At 74.2% G+C, this 17,201-nt stretch carries 15 protein-coding genes; 6 read left to right on the top strand and 9 right to left on the bottom strand.

The features are described from left to right. Window positions 1–16: 16 nt before the first annotated feature. Together AB0J08_RS28565 and AB0J08_RS28560 are read right to left on the bottom strand one after the other, a co-directional pair. Window positions 17–703 (bottom strand): maleylpyruvate isomerase N-terminal domain-containing protein, encoded by a 687-nt coding sequence (locus AB0J08_RS28565; RefSeq protein WP_360640446.1) that lies wholly within the window; start codon window positions 701–703, stop codon window positions 17–19. A 61-nt stretch (window positions 704–764) separates the two neighbouring features. After that, window positions 765–983 (bottom strand): hypothetical protein, encoded by a 219-nt coding sequence (locus AB0J08_RS28560; RefSeq protein ID WP_360640443.1) that lies wholly within the window; start codon window positions 981–983, stop codon window positions 765–767. Window positions 984–1,238: 255 nt separating this feature from the next. Between AB0J08_RS28560 and AB0J08_RS28555 the strand changes: the two genes are divergently transcribed. Next, a complete protein-coding gene (locus AB0J08_RS28555; protein WP_360640441.1) occupies window positions 1,239–2,171 on the top strand; it encodes a DUF2797 domain-containing protein in 933 nt (310 codons plus the stop codon). A gap of 128 nt (window positions 2,172–2,299) precedes the next feature. Here the strand turns inward: AB0J08_RS28555 and AB0J08_RS28550 are convergent, their stop codons facing one another. Further along, the gene (locus AB0J08_RS28550) at window positions 2,300–2,602 is read right to left on the bottom strand and encodes a hypothetical protein (protein ID WP_360640438.1); all 303 of its coding nucleotides are present in this window, start codon (window positions 2,600–2,602) and stop codon (window positions 2,300–2,302) included. A 464-nt stretch (window positions 2,603–3,066) separates the two neighbouring features. On the opposite strand from AB0J08_RS28550, the gene AB0J08_RS28545 reads away from it, so the two are divergent. Further along, the gene (locus AB0J08_RS28545) at window positions 3,067–3,915 is read left to right on the top strand and encodes a restriction endonuclease (protein ID WP_360640435.1); all 849 of its coding nucleotides are present in this window, start codon (window positions 3,067–3,069) and stop codon (window positions 3,913–3,915) included. An 8-nt stretch (window positions 3,916–3,923) separates the two neighbouring features. Here the strand turns inward: AB0J08_RS28545 and AB0J08_RS28540 are convergent, their stop codons facing one another. The 3 genes from AB0J08_RS28540 to AB0J08_RS28530 are packed head-to-tail and all read right to left on the bottom strand — an operon-like array spanning window position 3,924 to window position 7,305. Then, window positions 3,924–4,661, bottom strand: a complete 738-nt coding sequence (locus AB0J08_RS28540; RefSeq protein ID WP_360640432.1) for a succinate dehydrogenase/fumarate reductase iron-sulfur subunit — start codon at window positions 4,659–4,661, stop codon at window positions 3,924–3,926. Then, window positions 4,658–6,604 carry a fumarate reductase/succinate dehydrogenase flavoprotein subunit gene (locus AB0J08_RS28535; RefSeq protein WP_360640429.1) on the bottom strand — a complete coding sequence of 649 codons (1,947 nt, stop codon included), beginning with the start codon at window positions 6,602–6,604 and terminating at the stop codon, window positions 4,658–4,660. Before AB0J08_RS28535 ends, AB0J08_RS28540 begins: the two co-directional genes overlap by 4 nt. Next, entirely contained in the window at window positions 6,601–7,305 is a 705-nt protein-coding gene (locus tag AB0J08_RS28530; protein ID WP_360640426.1) for a succinate dehydrogenase cytochrome b subunit, read from the bottom strand. Before AB0J08_RS28530 ends, AB0J08_RS28535 begins: the two co-directional genes overlap by 4 nt. 120 nt (window positions 7,306–7,425) lie before the next feature. Between AB0J08_RS28530 and AB0J08_RS28525 the strand changes: the two genes are divergently transcribed. The 4 genes from AB0J08_RS28525 (at window position 7,426) to AB0J08_RS28510 (ending at window position 12,790) form a co-directional block, all read left to right on the top strand. Next, window positions 7,426–8,358, top strand: a complete 933-nt coding sequence (locus AB0J08_RS28525; protein ID WP_360640423.1) for a LysR substrate-binding domain-containing protein — start codon at window positions 7,426–7,428, stop codon at window positions 8,356–8,358. 185 nt (window positions 8,359–8,543) lie between these two features. Next, on the top strand, window positions 8,544–10,508 hold the full coding sequence (locus tag AB0J08_RS28520; RefSeq protein ID WP_360640420.1) for a serine/threonine-protein kinase: 1,965 nt from the start codon (window positions 8,544–8,546) through the stop codon (window positions 10,506–10,508). A 57-nt stretch (window positions 10,509–10,565) separates the two neighbouring features. Next, a complete protein-coding gene (locus AB0J08_RS28515) occupies window positions 10,566–11,405 on the top strand; it encodes a hypothetical protein (RefSeq protein WP_360640417.1) in 840 nt (279 codons plus the stop codon). A gap of 158 nt (window positions 11,406–11,563) precedes the next feature. Further along, complete coding sequence (locus AB0J08_RS28510; protein ID WP_360640414.1) at window positions 11,564–12,790, top strand: SpoIIE family protein phosphatase; 1,227 nt, start codon at window positions 11,564–11,566, stop codon at window positions 12,788–12,790. A 155-nt stretch (window positions 12,791–12,945) separates the two neighbouring features. Here the strand turns inward: AB0J08_RS28510 and AB0J08_RS28505 are convergent, their stop codons facing one another. From AB0J08_RS28505 to gcl, 3 genes are all read right to left on the bottom strand, one after another. After that, entirely contained in the window at window positions 12,946–13,434 is a 489-nt protein-coding gene (locus tag AB0J08_RS28505; protein ID WP_360640411.1) for a glutathione peroxidase, read from the bottom strand. Between the two features lie 69 nt (window positions 13,435–13,503). After that, entirely contained in the window at window positions 13,504–14,010 is a 507-nt protein-coding gene (locus AB0J08_RS28500; RefSeq protein ID WP_360640408.1) for a pyridoxamine 5'-phosphate oxidase family protein, read from the bottom strand. A gap of 305 nt (window positions 14,011–14,315) precedes the next feature. Further along, complete coding sequence (gcl, locus tag AB0J08_RS28495) at window positions 14,316–16,094, bottom strand: glyoxylate carboligase (protein WP_360640563.1); 1,779 nt, start codon at window positions 16,092–16,094, stop codon at window positions 14,316–14,318. Between the last annotated feature and the right edge of the window lie 1,107 nt (window positions 16,095–17,201).

Raw genomic sequence — 17,201 nt, 5'->3', positions numbered from 1 at the left:
ATCGACCGGGCCGGACCTACCCGGCGGTGCGGACCCCCGCGTACCAGCGCCAGTCGGTGCGCGGGGGGCGGCCGGGGAGCTCGCCGCGGCCGGTGGCCCAGAGCAGGGTCGGCCACGGACCGGCGACCGGGTCGGGCCGGACGTCGGGGAAGAGCCGGGCGAGCGTGCGCCGGCAGACGTCCGCCGGAGGCTCCCACGGCAGCCCCAGCCCCTGGGTGACGTCGTACAGGTGGACCAGCGTCTCCACCAGGCTCATCGCGGTGAACCCGGCCGGGTCGGCGAGGCCCCACGGGTGGTAGGCGCGGGTGTCCGGCGAGGCGGTGCGCGCGATCGCGACCATCAGCGCGCCGCTCGCCTCCAGGACCTCGACCAATCCGTCCGGGCCGGTCTCGCGCAGGGCGTAGACGAAACTGTTCGGCGCGCCCGGGGACAGCCGGACCGACCGGAACGGCACGTAGCGGTCCGTCGGCGGGGCCTGCGGGCCGAGCTGGGCCGCGTAGGCGAGCAGGTCGTCGGCCAGGTGCTCGACGGTGGCCCAGCAGTCCCAGGCGAGCGTCCCGGCCGGGCGGGACCAGTCGGCGTCGGCGGGCGCGCCGCGCAGGGTGGCGGCGGCGAGCCGCAGGGTGAGCGCGAGGTCGTCGGCGGTGACCGGCCCGGGAGCGGGATCGGGAGCGGGGTTCGGCCCGTGAGTGCTGTCGATCATGGCGTGACGGTACCCCGCCAGACGGCGGGTCGTCCCTCGATACCCTGCGGGTGTGCTCCCCTCAGGCCGTCAGGGCGTCGGTCAGCCCGGCCAGGACGGCGCACACATCGCGTGCCGCGGCCCGCATCTCCTCGCTCTCGCCGGGCCGGCGCACGAGGTCGGCCAGGATCAGCAGAGCGGCCCGCACGGCGCCCACGGGGACCTCGACGGTGCGCAGCGCGTCCAGCGCGTCGGCGGCCCGCTCGGCGGCGCTGCTGTCCCACGACTGCGTCAATTCCACGGCCCGGGGCGTTCCTTCGGGGCCGGCGGAGACGATGTGCAGGACACGGGGCGGGTTCGTATGGCTCATGCCCGGAGCAACGACGGCAGGGCCCGGCCGGATGCCGCGCGTACGGGTGATCACCGGTTCGAGTGCCGGCGGCGGGCCCGCTCGGAGGCCGTCCGTTCCCATCGTCGGGGCAGCTCACGGGCGCACTGTCGGAGGGAGCGGGTAGCCTCGCTGGTTCGGACGGGCGGACGGACGGGTGACGGGCCGGTGAGCGTGAAAGTACCGCAGCAGGCGGGCGGCGGGTGGATCTCCACCGGGCTGCACTGGCGCGACGGGCGGCCGGTGCTCGGCGCCGTCCAGGGGCACCGGGTGCACGAGCGGGTGGCGGCGGCGGGGGCGCGGATCGGCTGGCTGCTCGGCGGGCCGCGCCGCTGCACCGGGGCCTGGCTGGTGGGGGCGAGCGAGCGCACGCCGTGCCCGCACCACGCCGCCATCGAGCCGGACGGCGGAGCGGTCCAGTGCGCCGCCTGCCAGAGCGTCGACCGCGGGCTGGCGCTCGCCCGGGACCAGATCCTCGACGACGGCCGCACCTACCGGCTGTACCTCGCCTGGTTCGGCGAGGGGCTGCTGAAGGTCGGCCTGACCGCCGAGCAGCGCGGCACCGCCCGGCTGCTCGAACAGGGCGCGCTCGCCTGGACGTTCGCCGCCCGCGGGGCCCTGCCCGCCGTCCGCCGGGCCGAGCTCACCGTCGCCGCCTCGGGGATGGCCCGCGAGCGGTTCACCGGCCGGGCGAAGACGGCGCACTGGTGGCGGCACGGCGATGCCGAAGGGCGCCGCGCCCTCCTCGAAGAGGCCCGCGTCCGGGCCCACCGACTGCTGGACGGGCACGCGGTGGAGCTGCTTCCCGGCCACCCGGTCGTCGACCAGGTCGAGATCTTCGGACTGGCCGACGGCGCGCCCGCGGCGTACGGGCAGATCGACGCCCTCGCCCCCGGCGCGGTGGTCGCCGGGCGGCTGCGCCCGCCGATCGGGCGGTACCTGCTGCTCGACCAGCCCGACGGCGCCGAACCGCTGCTGCTCGACACCCGCCGGCTCACCGGCTGGACGCTCGTCCCGGCGGCCGGCCGCCCGGCGTCGGGCCTGATCGTCAGCCCCCGGGTCCGCCCGGCGGAGCCGGACACCCAGGAGGCGCTGTTCTGATCGACGGGCGGCTGGCCACGGGCGACGGGGTGACGGGCGGCTGACGGCGCTCGGCAGCCGGTGGTCGCCGAAGCCGGTGGTCGCCGAAGCCGAAGGGAGGGCCCCGCCGCCCCGGCCGGTGACCGGGCTCAGCCCAGCTTGCTGCGCACCCCGCCCGGCCCGGACCGCGCCCGGCGCGACAGCGGCGGCCGGGACGGCCGGACGTCGGCCCGCGCGGGCCCGGCGTCGTCGGCGGCGCGATGGGCCAGTGCGGCCCGGGCGGCGGCCAGCGCGACCCGCGCCAGCAGCGGGTCCTCACGGACGCCCGCCGTCCGCTTCGCCGTCTGGCAGGCCGTGCACCAGATCGCCGAGGCGGGCCCGTCCGGGTACACCAGGCTCTCCGGCGGCAGATAGTGGCCGCCGCACTCGACGCACTCCAGGACCAGCCTCATCCGACGATCACCGTTCCGGATCCGTGGCACCGACCGCACGGCGACCAGAAGGTGTTGAGCTTCGCCACCATGCTGCCTTCCTCGTCCAGTTCGACCGTCGCCTCGGTCTTCTCGGTCCCCCCGGACCCCCCGCACCCTGCACAGGACTGAACCTCGGGCATATGACCCTCCTTGGCGCGGGGACCACCGTAGCGCGAATTCCCGGGGTACAGCACTGGTCCGGGGGAACCATCACCCGCGCGGGGCGCACACGCCGGCCCGTGCGCCCCGTCCGTCCCGGCACTGCCCCGACGGATGTTCGGACGAGGCCGGCCAGGGAGCACCGGGCAGCACGCGCCAAGGCACCGGGGGCGGCGGCCGGCCGGATTGTCAGAACCGTGCGGCATGCTCCCCGGAAGGGGTCGGAACGGCGAACGAGCGGGGTGCGGCACATGCGGCAGAGGCCGGAGTTTCCCTACCGGAGGGTGAGCGGGTGGAAGCTCGCCCTGATCGTCCTGGGCACGCTCGCGGTGCCGGTCCTCAACAACCTCTCCCACGGGCTCCCGCCGGCCTCGGCGGAGCCCGGTAGCGGGTTCATGAGGATCCAGGACGTCTCGGCCGCGCTGACGGTGGGCCTGCTGGTCGCCCTGCCGGTCGAGATCATGGCGAATGCCGCGTACCGGCGCAGGCTGCGGAGCCACCAGGAGGAGGTCCGCAGGCTCGTCGAGGAGAACCGGGAGCTGCGGCGGCGTGAGCTCCGGTACGAGGCGGACCGCAAGGCGGCCTGGATCGCCGGCCTGGAGCTGAGCCGCGAGGAGCGGAGGTCGGCCTACGGCCCGTCGATGGCCGAGATCGACGCGGTGTCGCCCGCCGGCTTCGAGGAGCTGGTCCGCCGCCTGATGGCACGCGACGGCCTGCGGGCCGAGGTGATCGGCGGCAAGGGGGACCAGGCCGTCGACGTACTGGCCCGCACCGGCGCAGGCGCGATCGCGGTCCAGTGCAAGCACACGACGACGGGTGCGAAGGTCTCGGCACGGGTGCTCTACCAGATCAAGGGCACCGCCGAGGCGGTCTACGGAGCCAAGGAGTCCCTGGTCGTGACCAACGGTTCCTTCACCCGGGACGCGGTCCAGTGGGGAGCCAGGCACGGCATCGGGCTCATCGACCGTGACGCCCTGCGCAGGTGGTCGGAGGACGCGGACCACCTCTACCGGACCGTGGACCTCGCCATACCGTCCGGAGGGTCGCCGGGCGACCGGCCGGGCAGTGCGGGCCCCTCCCGCCCGGAGGAGCCCGCACGTCCGGAGGAGCCCGCACGCCCGGAGGCCCGGTGACCGTACGCTCAGCCCGCCGCGCTGCGGAGGAACTCCCGGTTCATCGCCGCGATGCTGGGCAGCGGGATGCCCTTGGGGCAGGCGGTGGCGCACTCGCCGGTGTTGGTGCAGCCGCCGAACCCCTCGGCGTCCATCGTGGCGACCATGTCGCGCACCCGGGACCTGCGCTCGGGCGCGCCCTGGGGGAGCACGTTGAGGTGGACGACCTTGGCGGAGGTGAAGAGCATCGCCGAGCCGTTGGGGCAGGCGGCGACGCAGGCCCCGCAGCCGATGCACTCGGCGTGTTCGAAGGCCGTGTCGGCGGTCTCCTTGGGCACCGGCGTGGCATGGGCGTCGGGGGCGCTGCCGGTGGGGGCGGTGATGTAGCCGCCGGAGCCGATGATGCGGTCGAACGCGGAGCGGTCCACCACCAGGTCCCTGACGACCGGGAAGGCGGCGGCCCGCCAGGGCTCGATGTCGATCGTGTCGCCGTCGGTGAAGTGCCGCATGTGCAGCTGGCAGGTGGTGGTCCGCTCGGGGCCGTGGGCCTCGCCGTTGATGACCATGCCGCAGGCGCCGCAGATGCCCTCGCGGCAGTCGTGGTCGAAGGCCACCGGCGTGTCGCCGCGGGTGATCAGCTCCTCGTTGAGGGTGTCGAGCATCTCCAGGAAGGACATGTCCGGGCTGATCCCGTCGACCTGGTAGGTGGTCATCGAGCCGGGGGCGTCCGGGCCCGCCTGGCGCCAGATCCGAAGGGTGAGGTTCACGCGTAGCTCCGCTGGGTGGGGTGGACGTGCTCGAAGTCGAGGTGCTCGCGGTGGAGGACGGGGGCGCTGCCGGTGTCGGTGAACTCCCAGGCCGCGGCGTAGGAGAAGGTGTCGTCGCGCCGGGCCGCCTCGCCGTCCTCGGTCTGGCTCTCGGTCCGGAAGTGGCCACCGCAGGACTCGGCGCGGTGCAGGGCGTCCAGGCACATGAGCTCGGCCAGTTCGAAGTAGTCGACCAGCCGGTTGGCCTTCTCCAGCGACTGGTTGAACTCCTCCCCGGTGCCGGGCACCCGGATCCGGCGCCAGAACTCCTCGCGCAGCTCGGGGATCCGGGCGAGGGCGCGGCGCAGGCCGGCCTCGTCCCGGGCCATCCCGCACTCGTCCCAGAGGAGTTCGCCGAGTTCGCGGTGGAAGGAGTCCGGCGTCCGGTCGCCGCCGACCGCCAGGATCAGGTTCAGCCGGTCCGTCACCTCGGCCTCGACCGAGGCGATCTCGGCGTGGTCGGCCGGGACGGCGGGCAGCGGGTTGCGGGCCAGGTAGTCGTTGAGGGTCGGCGGGAGGACGAAGTAGCCGTCGGCGAGGCCCTGCATCAGGGCGCTGGCGCCGAGCCGGTTGGCGCCGTGGTCGGAGAAGTTGGCCTCGCCGATGGCGAACAGGCCCGGGACGGTGGTCTGCAGGTCGTAGTCGACCCAGAGCCCGCCCATCGTGTAGTGGATCGCCGGGTAGATCCGCATCGGCACCCGGTACGGGTCCTCGGCGGTGATCCGCTCGTACATCTCGAACAGGTTGCCGTACTTGGCGGCCACCGCGTCGCGGCCGAGCCGCCGGATGGCGTCGGCGAAGTCCAGGTAGACGCCCTGGCCTCCCGGGCCGACGCCGCGGCCCTCGTCGCAGACGTTCTTGGCGGCCCGGGAGGCGATGTCGCGCGGCACCAGGTTGCCGAAGGCGGGGTAGATCCGCTCCAGGTAGTAGTCCCGCTCGGCCTCGGGGATCTCGGCCGGCGGCCGGGTGTCGCCCTTGGCCTTCGGCACCCAGATCCGGCCGTCGTTGCGCAGCGACTCGCTCATCAGGGTCAGCTTGGACTGGTGCTCGCCGGAGCGCGGGATGCACGTCGGGTGGATCTGGGTGAAGCAGGGGTTGGCGAACCAGGCGCCGCGCCGGTGGGCGCGCCAGACCGCCGTGGCGTTGGAGTTCTTGGCGTTGGTGGACAGGTAGAAGACGTTGCCGTAGCCGCCGCTGGCCAGCACCACCGCGTCGGCGGTGTGGGTGGTGATCGCGCCGGTCACCAGGTCGCGCGCGACGATGCCGCGCGCCCGCCCGTCGACCACCAGGAGGTCGAGCATCTCGGTGCGCGCGTGCATCTCCACGTTGCCGGCGGCGATCTGGCGCGACAGCGCCTGGTACGCGCCGAGCAGCAGCTGCTGGCCGGTCTGGCCGCGGGCGTAGAAGGTGCGGGAGACCTGGACGCCGCCGAAGGAGCGGGTGTCGAGCAGGCCGCCGTACTCGCGGGCGAAGGGGACGCCCTGGGCCACGCACTGGTCGATGATCTCCACCGACACCTGGGCCAGCCGGTGCACGTTGGACTCGCGGGCCCGGAAGTCGCCGCCCTTGACGGTGTCGTAGAAGAGCCGGCGGACGGAGTCGCCGTCGTTGCGGTAGTTCTTGGCGGCGTTGATGCCGCCCTGGGCGGCGATCGAGTGGGCCCGCCGGGGGGAGTCCTGGAAGCAGAACTGGACCACGTGGTAGCCCTGTTCGGCCAGGGTGGCGCCGGCCGCGCCGCCGGCCAGGCCGGTACCGACCACGATCACGGTGTGCTTGCGCCGGTTGGCCGGGTTGACCAGCTTGGCGTCGAACCGCCGTTGGTCCCAGCGCTGTTCGATCGGCCCGGCGGGAGCCCTGGTGTCGGCGACCGGGTCGCCCACGGTGTACTCGCTGTAGGGGGTCAACTCACCACTCCGGTCATCACGGCCACGGGGACGGACAGGAAGCCGACGGTCAGCACCAGCGCCAGGCCGTTGGCGGTCAGTTTCAACGCGCGGTCCCGGCGGGCGTTGTTGGCGCCGAGGGTCTGTGCGGCGCTCCAGAAGCCGTGCCGGATGTGCAGGCCGACGGCGAGCATCGCGACGATGTAGATCACGCAGCTGTACCAGTGCGAGAAGGAGGCCACGATGTTCTGGTACGGGTGGCCGTGCTCGGCGGCCGGGTTCACGGTGAGCGTGGTGAGGTCCAGGATGTGCCAGACGATGAACAGCGCCAGGATCACCCCGCCCCAGCGCATCGTCCGGGTCGCGTAGCTGCTCCGCCGCCGCCGGTGCACGTACTTGCCGGGCCGGGCCGCGAGGTCACGCCGGCTGAGCTGGTACGCGGCCACGCCGTGCAGCCCGACGGCCGCCAGCAGGCCGACCCGGGCGATCCACAGGAACCACTCGTGGTGCAGGACCGGCTGACCGAGGGTGCGCAGCCAGTGCGCGTAGCCGTTGAGGTCGTCCGGGCCGAAGAACACCTTGAGGTTGCCCAGCATGTGCGCGACCAGGTAGAGCAGCATGACCAGTCCGCTGACGGCCATGACCGCCTTCTTGCCGACGGTCGACCGCCACAGGGTCGCCAGGGTGGACGGATGCCGGGCCGTCCGAGTCGCGGTTGTCATGGCGACAACGGTAGGGACGGGCCCGACGGTACGTCCAAGACATGCTGCGGCTCACCGCGATAGCCGGGGCCTATGGCGGGTGCGCTGGGGGTGCGTGGGGCGCGCGCCTATCCTGGGCGGGTGCAGCTGCAGCAACTCCGCTACTTCCTCGCCGTCGCCGAGACCCGCCACTTCACCCGCGCGGCCGAGGCGGCGCATGTGGCGCAGCCCTCCCTCTCCCAGCAGATCCGTTCCCTGGAGCGGGAGTTGGGTGCTGAGCTGTTCCACCGTACCCGGGGCAACATCGCCCTCACCGACGCCGGGGACGCCCTGCTGCCGCTGGCCCGGCGCATCCTCGCGGACACCGAGAGCGCCCGGCTGGCCGTCCAGGAGACGGTGCAGCTGCGCCGCGGCCGGGTCCGGCTGGGAGCACCGCCGAGCCTGTGCACCAGCCTGGTGCCCGACGTCCTGCGGGTCTTCCGCGACCGCTACCCGGGGGTGGCGCTGGTGGTCCGCGAGGGCGGCTCGCGCGACCTGGTCCGGACGCTGGCGGCGGGGGAGCTGGACGTCGCGCTGATCATCACCCCGCCGAGCGGGGAGGCGGCGCCGGCGCTCGCCGTCACCGAGCTGCTGCACGAGGAACTGGTCCTGGTGGCCCGGGCCGCCACGGCCGGACGGCGCCGCCGGGTCAGGGTGGCGGAGCTGCGCGGCCGGCCGCTGGTGATGTTCCGGGAGGGCTACGACGTGCGGGAGGCGACGCTGGCCGCCTGCCGGGAGGCCGGCTTCGAGCCGGAGTTCGCGGTGGAGGGCGGGGAGATGGACGCGGTGCTGGGCTTCGTCCGGGCCGGGCTCGGGCCGGCCGTGGTGCCCGGCATGGTGGCGGCCCGCTCGGGGCTGGCCGTGACCCCGTTCGCCGGGCCGGGGCTGGGGCGGACGATCGCCGTCGCGCACGGGCACGAGGTGCCGCTCACCCGGGCGGCGGACGCGCTGCGCGAGACCCTGCTGCGCCACCTGCGCGACGCGGCCCGGGCGGGCGAGCTGCCGCCGGGCACCCGGCTGCTGCTGGAGCCGTGACCGGGCCGGAGGCGGGTGGCACGGGCGAACGGTTGGCACGGTGTGCGAATCACCCGAATCGTGACCTGACGGCTGCGCGACCCCGGAACCCGCTGTTCACGGGCCGCGTCCCAGGGAGTGGCCACGGTGTCGTAGGGTGCGACGCCGCAGGGCCGAGAAGGCAGTCACGGGGAGAGTGCGACGCGATGGACGACGGGAAGCAGCAGGACGGCAGACGGACCGGGAGCGGCGACGCTCCCACCGGCGGGGCTTCCCCGGCCGGCGCCCGCCCGACCGACAGTCCGCACGACGGGGCGCTGCAGGACGGGGCGCCGCAGGACGGGGCTCCGCAGGACCGGGCTCCGGCGATCGAGGACGAGCGCCCCTGGGAGATCCCCGACTACCTCCACGAGCGGGAGCTCGGCTCCGGCGCGAGCGGTCGGGTCGTGCTCGCCCGCCACCGCGCGACCGGCCACCCCGTCGCGATCAAGTACCTGCACAGCTCGGTCGGCACCCCCGCCCTGCGGGAGGAGGCCGAGGTCCTCGCGGCCATCGACTCCCCGCACGTCACCCGGCTCTACGAGTACGTCGAGGGTGAGCGGGGCGCGGCCATCGTGATGGAGCTGGTGGACGGGATCGCGCTGCGCGACCTGCTCCGGGCGGAGGGCGCCACCACCCCGGAGGCCGCGCTGGTCGTCCTGAAGGGCTCGCTGCTGGGCCTGGCGGCCGCCCACGAGGCCGGTGTGGTGCACCGCGACTACAAGCCCGCCAACGTCCTTGTCGACGTCCACGGCACCTCCAAGCTCGTCGACTTCGGCATCGCCGTCCCGAGCGGCGACGACCGCGACGTGTCCGGTACCCCCGCCTACATGCCGCCCGAGCAGTGGGCGGGGCGGCCGGCCTCCCCGGCCGGTGACGTCTACGCCGCCACCGTCACCTTCTTCGAATGCCTCACCGGCACCCGCCCGTACGAGGGCGCCACGATCGCCGAGCTCGCCGTCCAGCACACCGAGGCCCCGATCCCGGCCGAGCTGGCGCCCGACCCGGTCAGGCCGCTGATCCTCGCGGGCCTGGCCAAGGATCCGCAGGCCCGGCCCGGGAGCGCGGCCGAACTGGTCGAGGAGCTGGAGGCCGTCGCGTCGGCCGGGTACGGGCCGCAGTGGGAGGAGCGGGGCCGCCTCGACCTGACGGCGCTGGTGGCGCTGCTCGCGCTGCTGCTGCCCGGCGCCGGCGGTGCGGCCGGCGGCACCTCACTGGCCCACACCGTCCTGGCGGGCGGCACCGCCCCGGCCGCCGCCACAGTCCGGGAGACGCTGGTCCGGCAGACGCTGAGCCGGACCGCGCCGGCCCGTCGCGGGGCGCGCCTCGGCAGCCGGGGCAAGGCGCTCGCCGGGGTCGTGGCCGGCACTCTGACCCTGGCCACGCTGGCCGGCATGGCGATGGCGGGGGCCGCCGACGGCGGTGCCCGCACGGTGGTTGGCGGCGCCTCCCCGGAGGCCACCACCACGCTTGGCGGGCCCGACCCGACGGAAGCTCCCCCGCCCGCCGCGAGCAGCGCCGCGGACCTTCCGAGCGGCGAGCCGTCCGGCCCGTCGGTGTCGCCGTCGGTGATCCCCGGCAGCCCGAGCACCTCGCCCACGGCCACGCCGACCGGTAAGACGCCCAGCACCAAGGGGACCTCGCCCGCGACGGTCGCCCCCACCTCCGCCCCGCCGTCGGCCCCGTCCGGTGGCGGGGCTCCGACGGCCGCGCCCCCGTCGGCCCCGCCCACCTCGACCGCCCCCGTACCGACCGCGACCGCCGCCCCGACCCCGACCTCGACGGCGACCGTCGCCCCGGCGGCCGTCGCCGTTACCACGGTGAACCTGGACTCGCTGACCTGCAGCGGCCGGTGGAGCCTGACCGCGACCGTCACCGTGGTCGCCCAGGGCGCCGGTACCGGCACCTTGACGCTGAGCTGGTTCCACACCTCGGGCCGGGGGACGATCATTGTCGCGACCGACACGGTGGCGGTCCGAGACGGCCGCGCCACCGTCACCCGGCCGCACGACTTCGGCTCGACCGACACCTTCCCGACCTGGGGCGTGAGCGTCGGCACCACGCCGGCGGCGGCGAAGCCGGGCAGGACGTCGGCCACGATGGCGGCCTACCTCTGCGACCCGCCCCGCTGACGCCGTACCGGTCCCCGGCCCCAACGACCCCTCCCCGTCGCGTCTCCTGGAGCAGCCATGTCCACGCCCCGCCCCGACTCCGCCCCGGCACCGGGAGCGGCCGCAGACCGGACCGTTCGGCTCGCCACCGGTCCGGACGGCGCAGACCGGACGGCGCGACCCGCCGCCGAGGCGACCGTTCGGCTCAACGGGGCCGAGGGGACCGTTCGGCTCAACGGGGCCGAGGTCACCGTTCGGCTCAACGAGGCCGAGGCGACCGTTCGGCGCGACGACGCCGAGGCCGCGAGTGCGACGTTCCTGGACCCCGGGGTCTGGGGCGGCGCACCGGAGCCGACCGGGACCACCACGCTCGTCGAGCCGCCGCCGGGTGAACAGCCGCCGAGCGAACAGCCGCTCGCCCCGGGCGAGTTGCGGCGGTTCGGCCCCGGTGTCCCGCCGCAGGCCGCCGCGGTCTGGCACGGCACCGCCGTGCCGCGGGCACCGCAGCAGCCCCGCCCGCGTCGGGTGTGGCGGTGGCTGGTCCCGGTGGCGGTGCTGTCGGCGGTCCTGGCCGTCCTGGCCTTCCTGTTCTGGCGCTTCACCACGCCCGCCCTGGCGGTCACCGGCGTCGGCGTGACCACCGATCCGGCGGGCCCCGGCTGCGGCGGCACGGCGGTGATCACGGCCGCGGTGGAGACCGACGGCGGCGCCGGCACCGTCCGCTACCACTGGCTGCGGAGCGACGGCACCACCTCTGGCGAGATCACCCAGGAGGTCGGCTCCGGCGCGCACCGTACCGACCTGGTGCTCCGCTGGAGCTTCGAGGGCCAAGGCTCGCTCCAGGCCGCCGCGACCCTGGAGATCCTCTCCCCGGCCCCCCGCACCGCGACCGCCTCGTTCGCCTACCGCTGCCCCTGAGCGCTCGGGACCGGCCCGGACCGGGGCGAGAACCCCGCGCACCTGCCGTCCGCCGGGGCAGGGCCCGTCCGCCAGGGCAGGGCTCGTCCGGCGGCCTCCCCGCTTCTGCTCCTATCGTTGAACCGGACGACTCCGGCGCACGGTGAGGTGGGCTGAGCATGAACGGCGCGGACATCGACTATGCGGCCGTGTTCCAGGCGCTTCCCGGCATGGTGGCGCTGCTGACCCCCGACCTGGTGTACGCGGAGGTGAACGAGGAGTTCGTGCGGATGTCGGGCCGTCCGCGTGCCGCGTTGATCGGCCGGTACCTCTTCGACGTCTTCCCCGACAACCCGAACGACGCCGCGGCGACCGGCGCGCGGAATCTGCGCGCGTCGCTGATGCGGGTGCTGGCCACCGGGGAGCGCGACGCCATGGCGCTGCAGCGCTACGACGTCGAGTCCCCGGAACGGCCGGGCAGTTGGACGGAGCGGTACTGGAGTCCGGTGAACGCTCCGGTGCTCGGGCCCGACGGCCGGGTGGTCCTGCTCGTGCACCGGGTGGAGGAGGTGACCGAGCTCATCACGGCCCGTGGTGGCCAGGGCGGCGGCCGGGCCCGGGTACTGGAGGCGGAGCTCTACACGCGGGCCCGCGAGCTGCAGGACGTCAACGAGCGGCTGCGGCAGGCCCACTCCAGGGAGCGCGAAGTGGCTCTCGCGCTGCAGGAGGCGATGCTGCCCGCCCCGCGACCGGTGGGCCACCATCCGGCTGCCGTGCGGTACCGACCCGCGGTGGGCGCGTTGAACGTGTGCGGGGACTGGTACGACCTGGTCGACCTGCCCGGCGACCGCATCGGGGTGGCCGTCGGTGACGTCGTCGGCCACGGCCTCAGGGCGGCCGGCGTGATGGGACTGCTCCGCAGCGCGTTGAGCGCGGCCGTACTGGTGGCCGAGGGGCCCGCCCAGGCGCTGGAGGTTCTCGGCCTGTACGCGCGCTCGGTCGACGGTGCCGAGAGCGCCACGGCGGTGGAGACCCACATCGACTGGGGCACGCACACGATCACCTACAGCAGTGCGGGCCACCCCCCGCCCGCCCTGCTGCACACCGACGGCACCATCGAGTTCCTGGACCGGGCCACCGACCCGCCGCTCGGTGCCCGCCCCGAACCCGTGCCCCGCCCGGAGGCGACCGTCACGTTCGATGAGGGCGACACGCTCGTGCTGTACACCGACGGGCTGGTCGAGCGCCGTCGTGAGGACATCGACACCGGCCTCGCCCGCCTCGCCGACTCCCTCGCCCTCCACCGCGGCACCGCCCCCGAACCCCTGGCCGACGCCCTCCTGCACGACCTGCTGCCGCACGGCGGCGCCACCGACGACACGGCCCTGGTCGTCGTCCGGCTCTGACGGCCCCCCGGCCACGCCCTCAGTCGTCCGGCGCCGACGGCCCACCCCGGCCACGCCGTCATGAGGGCCCGCCCCCGGGCACCCGGTCGAGCGTCCGCAACCGCGCGCGGGCCCGGGACGGGGTGTCCCGGGCCCGCGCGGTGCGGCGGTGTGGGTCAGGCCGGCAGAACGGCCTCGATCGCGGCGATGACCTCGGCCGACTCCGGCTCGGTGCGGGGCCGGATCCGGGCGGCCACGGTGCCGTCGGGCGAGACGAGGAACTTCTCGAAGTTCCAGGCCACGTCCCCGGCCTGGCCCTCGGCGTCGGCGGTCCGGGTCAGCTGTGCGTAGAGCGGGTGCTGGTCGTCGCCGTTGACGTCCGCCTTCTCGAACAGCGGGAAGGAGACGCCGTAGGTGGTGGAGCAGAAGGTCTGGATCTCCTCGGCGCTGCCCGGCTCCTGCCCGGCGAACTGGTTCGACGGGAAGCCCAGCACGGTGAAGCCGCGCGCGGCGTAGCGCTCCTGGAGGCGCTCCAGGCCGGCGTACTGGGGCGTCAGGCCGCACTTGGAGGCGACGTTGACGATCAGCAGCGCCTTGCCCTTGTAGTCGCCCAGCGAGGTGGCCTCGCCGGACAGGGTGCGCAGCGGGATGTCGTACAGGCTCACGGAAGTCCCCTTCGGATGGTCGGGTGTCGGGACAGGACTCGTCACGGAACGGTAGTCGCCCCGCCGGGGTCAACCACGACCGGGCTCCGGGTGTTCCGTCCCCGTTCGGGTGGACCCGGCGTCGAAGCGGGCGGCGACGGCGGCGAAGTCGGCGCTGTGCCAGCGCTCGGGGCGCATCCGGATGGCGATGTCGGCGGTCAGCTGCTCGGCGGTGGCGGCGAGGTAGGCGCGGGCGGTGGCCGGCGGCATGTAGCGGTGGGCCATCGCGGCCCGTTCGGCGGGGTCGATCTCGTCCTCGATCGCCACCACCGGGCCCTCCACGCTCACGTACCGGCAGGGCGGTTCCTCCTGCTGGGCGCAGAGCGCGAAGCGGCGGGCGGCGCGGATCCGGTGGGCCTTGGCGGAGTCGCGGCCGGTGAGGACGGTGAGGACGCCGCCGGGCCGGTAGGAGTACCAGATCGGGACGGCCAGCAGGCTCCCGGCCGACCGGCCGCCGTCGTCGCGGACGGCCAGGACGCCGACGTGCGGGCCGGCCAGAAAGGTCTCGCGCTCGGCGATGCTCATGGTGAAGGGCACGGAGTGGCCTCCCGGGGTACGGAGGCCCGCGTGCTGCGGTCGCGCGCGGGCGGTCCGCCGGTACGTACCCGCACGGTCCCGGTGTCGAACGCGGTCACCCGGGACGGACGGGTGCGCGCGCCGGTCGCGAGCCGGCAACGCGACCGGCGCGCGACCCGCGCCCGACCGCCGGGCCGACCGCCGGGCCGACCGCCGGGCCGACCGCCGGGCCGACCGCCGCGCCCAACGGCCCGGGCCCAACCGCCCGAGGGCTCGCGGCGGGCGGCGGCGGTCCGGCGCCCGCCGGGGCGCCGGACCCGCGCGGCTCAGAGCGCCAGCGGCTTGATCGCCGTGGGGGCGTGCTCCGGCAGCGTGGCGAGCTCCTCGAACTCGGTGACGTCGCTCATGTCGACGGTCTTGCTCATCGAGATGTTGGTGATGCGCTCCAGGATGGCCTCGACCACGACCGGGACGCTGTGCTCGGCGGCGAGCTTCTTGGCCTCCTCGAAGGCGGCGCCCAGCTCGTTCGGGTCGGTGACGCGGATGGCCTTGACGCCCAGGCCCTCGGCGACCTTGACGTGGTCGACGCCGTAGACGCCGAGCTCCGGGGTGTTGATGTTCTCGAACTCCAGGTTGACCTGGAAGTTGATGTCCAGGCCGCCCTGCGCCTGGCGGATCAGGCCCAGGTACGCGTTGTTCACGAGGACGTGGACGTAGGGGACCTTGTGCTGGGCGGCGACCGCCAGCTCCTCGATCATGAACTGGAAGTCGTAGTCGCCGGACAGCGCGACGATCGGGGTCTGCGGGTCGGCGACGGCGGCACCGATCGCGGCCGGGATGGTCCAGCCGAGCGGGCCGGCCTGGCCGCAGTTGATCCAGTGGCGCGGCTTGTAGACGTGGAGCATCTGCGCGCCGGCGATCTGGGAGAGGCCGATCGTGGTGACGTAGCGGGTCTCCGGGCCGAAGGCCTTGTTCATCTCCTCGTAGACGCGCTGCGGCTTCATCGGGATGTCGTCGAAGTGCGTGCGGCGCAGCAGGGTGGCCTTGCGCTCCTGGGCGGAGGCGGCCCAGGCGGTGAAATCGGGCAGCCGGCCCTCGGCCTTGAGCTCCTCGGCGACCTCGATGAAGAGCTCCAGCGCGGCCTTGGCATCGGAGGCGATGCCGAAGTCCGGAGCGAAGATCTTGCCGATCTGGGTGGGCTCGATGTCGACGTGGACGAACGTGCGGCCCTTGGTGTACGCCTCCAGGTTGTACCCGGTGTGGCGGTTGGCCCAGCGGTTGCCGATGCCGAGGACGAAGTCCGACTCCAGGAACGTCGCGTTCCCGTAGCGGTGCGAGGTCTGGACGCCGACCATGCCGGCGCTCAGCGCGTGGTCGTCGGGGATGGTGCCCCAGCCCATCAGGGTGGAGATGACCGGCACGCCGGTCAGCTCGGCGAACTCGACCAGCAGGTCGGAGGCGTCGGCGTTGATGATGCCGCCGCCGGCGACGATCAGCGGACGCTCGGACTCCAGCAGGAACCGGATCGCCTTCTCGGCCTGGGCCCGGCTGGCCTGCGGCTTGTAGACCGGCAGCGGCTGGTAGGTCTCGGGGTCGAACTCGATCTCGGTCAGCTGGACGTCGATCGGCAGGTCGATGAGGACCGGGCCCGGACGGCCGGAGCGCATCAGGTGGAAGGCCTCCTGGAACACGCCCGGGACCTGCGCGGCCTCCAGCACGGTGGTGGCCTTCTTGGTGACCGGCTTGGCGATCGAGGAGATGTCGACCGCCTGGAAGTCCTCCTTGTGCAGCTTGGAGACCGGGGCCTGGCCGGTGATGCACAGGATCGGGATCGAGTCGGCGATCGCCGAGTAGAGGCCCGTGATCATGTCGGTGCCGGCCGGGCCGGAGGTGCCGATGCAGACGCCGATGTTGCCGGCCTTGGCGCGCGTGTAGCCCTCCGCCATGTGGGAGGCGCCCTCGACGTGTCGGGCCAGCGTGTGGCGGATGCCGCCGCCCTCCTTGAGGGCCTTGTAGAAGGGGTTGATCGCTGCGCCCGGCACGCCGAACGCGACCTCAACGCCTTCGAGCTTGAGGATCTCCACTGCCGCGCGGGCGGCTGTCATACGAGGCATCGGGTTTCTCCTGCGTCGGCCCGCAGTGGGTCGGAGGGCTCATCTCCAGAATTCCACCATACGGAAGAACGGTTTCTGTATGCGGAAACAAAGTAAGGCGGCGCCCTTCGGGGCGTCAAGGGGGGTTTCAACAGAATGTGGAAGCAGCTGTGCGGTGGGGAGTGGCGGGAAACCGCAGGTGGCGGGCGCGGAAAGAGGCCGGCCGGCTGTCGGGCCAGGCTGTCACGGCGGCTGCCGCCGATCCATCGCCCGTTCCTCCAGGCCGCCGGGGTCGGACGGGCCCCGCGGTCGTCCCTTCGTGCAAGGCGTCCGGCGGCACGCCCCGCGGAAGCCGGTGGAACGGCTGCCTCCCGGGCCGGCCTAGTTCGTGTGCAGGTTCGCCATTCGCACGTGCGTACCCGACGGGAGCCCAGGTCCGGGGCTGAAAGTGACCCTCGTGTGCCGCTTGGGTGAAGGGACGGTGTGCGAGGTAGGCCTCGCCTGGGCCCCCGGGTACCGTCGGAGGCACGCCGGACCCGTCATGGTTGCCATGTTCAACTCGGGCCGCAGCAGGGGGATTTGGGATCGACCGGGAGCGGGGGAGTTCCGGCCGTCGGGTCCCGTCCAGGACCGGTCCGCCCGGTCCGCACGCAGCCGATCGACGAACAGCCCCTGACTCGCACCCGCCCCGCCCCGACACCCACCGCCGCCACCCGGCCAACCTGGGCGGCGGCCGCCGTACCGACGCCGCCGCGCCGTGCGAGCCGCGGACGCCGTCGGGTGCCCCACCGAGGTATCACCCGCGGTCCGCGACGCGGCGAATCACCCACCGCCGCGCCTGTCGCCGCTTGCCCGCCCGTCGCTGTCTCTGCTGCCTGTCGCCCACTGGCCCGCCCGCTGGCCCGTCGCTGTCCCTGCTGCCCGTCGCTGCCCCGCCCGCCCGCCCGCTCGGTCGGCCGAGCCGTGTCCGGTCCGGTCGGCCGTCCACCCCCAGCAGCGCGTCCGCCCCGTCGGCGGGTGCGCGGAAGGAATCTCAATGACCGTGTCAAGCCGTCTGCGTGACCGGCGGGGCGGAGGTGAACAGCCTCTTGTCACGCAGCATCGCCCACAGCACGTCGA

It is taken from the genome of Kitasatospora sp. NPDC050463, from assembly GCF_040655255.1.
In the GTDB taxonomy this organism is placed as follows: domain Bacteria; phylum Actinomycetota; class Actinomycetes; order Streptomycetales; family Streptomycetaceae; genus Kitasatospora.
The sequence above is the reverse complement of the archived record's forward strand: the minus strand, read 5'-3'. Positions and strand labels throughout refer to the sequence as shown.

Bases quoted from the DNA above. Each gene is read 5' to 3' on its own strand.
- AB0J08_RS28565 (WP_360640446.1), bottom strand. From the start codon at position 703: ATGATCGACAGCACTCACGGGCCGAACCCCGCTCCCGATCCCGCTCCC.
- AB0J08_RS28550 (WP_360640438.1), bottom strand. From the start codon at position 2,602: ATGAGGCTGGTCCTGGAGTGCGTCGAGTGCGGCGGCCACTATCTGCCG.
- AB0J08_RS28530 (WP_360640426.1), bottom strand. From the start codon at position 7,305: ATGACAACCGCGACTCGGACGGCCCGGCATCCGTCCACCCTGGCGACC.
- AB0J08_RS28520 (WP_360640420.1), top strand. From the start codon at position 8,544: ATGGACGACGGGAAGCAGCAGGACGGCAGACGGACCGGGAGCGGCGAC.
- AB0J08_RS28515 (WP_360640417.1), top strand. From the start codon at position 10,566: ATGTCCACGCCCCGCCCCGACTCCGCCCCGGCACCGGGAGCGGCCGCA.
- AB0J08_RS28510 (WP_360640414.1), top strand. From the start codon at position 11,564: ATGAACGGCGCGGACATCGACTATGCGGCCGTGTTCCAGGCGCTTCCC.
- gcl (WP_360640563.1), bottom strand. From the start codon at position 16,094: ATGACAGCCGCCCGCGCGGCAGTGGAGATCCTCAAGCTCGAAGGCGTT.